Source organism: Kitasatospora aureofaciens (assembly GCF_019192735.1).
Classification (GTDB): domain Bacteria; phylum Actinomycetota; class Actinomycetes; order Streptomycetales; family Streptomycetaceae; genus Kitasatospora; species Kitasatospora aureofaciens_A.
Genome location: NZ_JAHTKP010000146.1, coordinates 1 through 2522 on the forward strand (window position 1 = coordinate 1; position 2522 = coordinate 2522).

1 protein-coding gene is annotated in these 2522 nt (G+C 67.3%); it reads right to left on the reverse strand.

Annotated elements, in window-relative coordinates:
- Positions 1-38 precede the first annotated feature (38 nt).
- Positions 39-1832 (reverse strand): group II intron reverse transcriptase/maturase, encoded by a 1794-nt coding sequence (gene ltrA / locus KV557_RS41590; protein WP_218207319.1) that lies wholly within the window; start codon positions 1830-1832, stop codon positions 39-41.
- Positions 1833-2522: the final 690 nt, after the last annotated feature.

Consider the following 2522-nt stretch of genomic DNA (forward strand, 5'->3'; position numbering starts at 1 on the left):
CTCAGAACCGGGCATGCCCGTTTTCCGGGCACCACGGCTCAAGCAAGCCCTGGAGGCGTGCGGGCGTGCAGAGTTGATGTTGCGGGTTTGCTGCCAGCGGTGTTGAGCTGCTGACAGGTGGTGTGGACAAGACGGAGTTGCGTTCCGTCCGGCGTGCCGATCCCGTGGTAGGTGATCATCCGTTCGGTGATCGCCTGGCGGGTCGCCCGCAGCCATGTCTCCCACTGGGTGGGGTCCGCTTGCGGACGTTCGGCGGGCAGCAGCGGCCTGCGGCAGATCTGACAGCGCCCGTCCTGCGCGTTGAGCAGGCGCAAGGTGGCGCGGTTGACCAGCGAAGGTGCGCTTCTGCGCCGTCGATCGGCCCAGTACTCGGTCAGGGCGGGGTCGTCCGGGGACGCTCCGTTCTGAACCATCTGGTGCCGGAGAATGCTCGTCCAGGCGAATTTCAGCAGGTAGGCGCCGCTGTGGCGGTCGCCGAACACCCACTGGTCCTGCCGGGACTTGTTGAACCGGCCGAAGTAGCGGGCGGTGACCCAGTGCCTCGACTTGTTCGGGTGGGCGCGGGTTGCCCACTTGTAGGCGAGCTTCCACATGTAGTCGTCCAGGGAGGCGAAGACCTCGCTGGAGACCACGTTCCGGTAGTAGGCCGCCCAACCCCGGATGATCGGGTTGAGCCGGTGCAGCACCGCCGCCGCGTTGGCCCCGTTCAGGGCTCGCACTTCGGTGCCGAGCCTGTGCCGGATCCGTCTGACGGCCTCGCGGCTGGGTTTGATCAGCAGCTTGCCGTGATAGCGGCGGACGGTGAACCCGAGGAAGTCAAAACCCTGTTCGAGGTGGACGACACGCGTCTTGTCCTCGTTGAAGGCCAAACCCCGGGGCGCCAGCCACTGGGCGAGCCGTTCCTTGACCTGTTCGGCCTGTTCCCGCGAGTGGCACAGGGCGACAAGATCGTCGGCGTATCGAACCAGCAGCGGGGAGCCCGGCATCGTGTCGCCAGCGCGGCGGCCCGTCTGCCGGTACTGCACTCCCGCGGCCGTCTCCATTCCGTGCAGGGCGATGTTCAAGAGGACAGGGCTGATCACGCCGCCTTGAGGAGTTCCCTCCCCGGTCGGGGTGAGCCGGCCGTCCTCGACCACGCCGGCCTTCAGCCACCGCTCGACCGTTCCCCGGGCGGGGAAGGAGCCGAGCTGGGCGAGAAGGTGGGTGTGGTCGATCCGGTCGAACGCCGCCACCAGGTCCGCGTCCAGCGCCCACCGACGCAGGGCACTCTTACCCTTGGCCGTCCAGTAGATCGCCGCGATCGCATCCTGGCAGCTGCGGCCGGGCCGGAAGCCGTACGACTTCGGCTCGAACCGCGCTTCCCACTCGGGCTCCAGTGCTTGTGAGACGCGGGCTTGCTGCACCCGGTCCACGATCACGGGAATTCCGAGCGGACGCCTCTTGCCGCCTGCTTTGGGGATGTACACGCGCTTGACGGGTCGGGTCTGCCATGGGCCGGTGCGGTGCTGGACCCAGTGGGCCAGCTCCGCCTTGCCCCGGGAGGTCAATACGACCTGTCCGTCGACGCCCGCCGTCTTGCGCCCCGCGTTGATCTCCGTCACCCGCCGCACGCTCACCAGCGTGTTGGCACGCGAACGGAGCATCAGTTTCTGCAAGTTGCGGACCTTCTTGAGGTCTCCTGCCTGCGACGCCGTGAAGATCCGCTGTCGAAGACGCCGTACGCTCTCCTCTTCGGCGCGCCAGTCGATGGCGTCCCAATCGGGGAGAGTGCCCTCCGGTCCGTTCACCGCGCGGACCTGCGGCGTCGCAACAGCAGTCGCCTCGGTCCTCATGGTGTCCAACTTGCCCTTCGGTTCCGGAATCCTTGATCAGTCACGTTCTTCACGGGCTCACCCGGCCCACGTCAGCTCCCTTTCGGGATCGGGCATACGCCCGTATCCGGTCAGTTATGCGGGGCTCGGCGGAGGAGCCGATGGTCTGCCCCGGTTTCCTGCTGCCTTTCGGCGCACCGGCGTTGGCTTCTTGGGCCGTCCTGTTCCCGCTGGGGAATTGGGCCTTCCTTGCGGTCGGCTGACCAGGCGGCAAGCCGCCTGGACCCCAACGGGGTTGTCACGTTCCACACGTGTGAGGTGCGACCGGGGTGGGCGCCCTCATTACCCCGGGACGGTGGTGTCCTCCCGGCCGACTCGGTGTCTGCGACCGGCACCTGCCGCTTCTCAGCGGCCAGTCCTGCACCCCGCCACTGCATTCCACCTGCGGGGCTTGCCATCACGAGGCATCGTCGAGGGTTCACTCACATTCACCCGTCCGGTCTTCTCCTTGCCTGTGGCCTCCGAGTGGAGCGGAGGTCCTTGGGCTTCTTCCCGGAGCTTCGCACCCCGCCGTTACCAGCGACGCACGTCCGAGCGGAGACAGGCCATGGACACTGGCCCGGGGCCACGTCCTCGGCATCACACCGACCCTCCTCCCAACGAGCCCACTCACTACGTGCGACTTCGTGTCGCACCCCCGATCTGGCAGTT

Excerpts from the sequence above, each read along its gene's own strand:
- ltrA (WP_218207319.1), bottom strand. The coding sequence starts at position 1,832 with ATGAGGACCGAGGCGACTGCTGTTGCGACGCCGCAGGTCCGCGCGGTG.